The sequence below is a fragment of the Subtercola boreus genome, from assembly GCF_003399635.1.
GTDB lineage: Bacteria > Actinomycetota > Actinomycetes > Actinomycetales > Microbacteriaceae > Subtercola > Subtercola boreus_B.
In genome coordinates this window covers 1-507 of the sequence record NZ_NBXB01000081.1, presented here as the reverse complement: position 1 = coordinate 507, position 507 = coordinate 1, and the positions used below count along the sequence as shown (strand labels likewise).

General features: G+C 59.2%; 1 protein-coding gene. It reads left to right on the top strand.

Translation table 11 applies throughout. The features are described 5' to 3' along the window. The coding region (locus B7R22_RS18460) for an ATP-binding protein (protein ID WP_172582577.1) at positions 1-172 on the top strand (172 nt) is incomplete at its 5' end. Positions 173-507: the final 335 nt, after the last annotated feature.

Sequence of the window (507 nt, the reverse complement as noted above, 5' to 3'; positions counted from 1 at the left end):
CGACGAAACCTCGACCGTGTTCTGTACCCAATACGCACAAAAGGACTGGCACCAACGCCTCGGCTCCGGAGTCCACGCCGACGCGATCATGGACCGCATCGTGCATCACACCATCTGGGTCGAGACCGGCAGCCACAACATGAGAGAGCACGCCGCGAAACGCGCCGCCTAACCGCAACGAGAGCCAGCGGCTCCCAACCACACGATTCGCTGGCTCTCATCCGCAATACCGATGGCTCCGAACAGCAATATTCAGTGGCTCCTAACCACGCAAATACTCAGTCAAATTCCCAGGTCAACAGGTCGGTACTCCGAGCGAGGGCTGTCTGATATCCGACTCCGTCGTACCCGATGTACATCATGCGGTATGTGCCTTGGTGTGTCAATGGCCAATGGTTTGTGCCCGTGGGTGGCCAGCGTTTGTGCCCGCTGGTGGCCATGAAAAGTGCCCGTGTGTGGCCAACAGTTCTGCCCACCTGGTTTCTGGTGGTGCCGGCCACGGGTTGT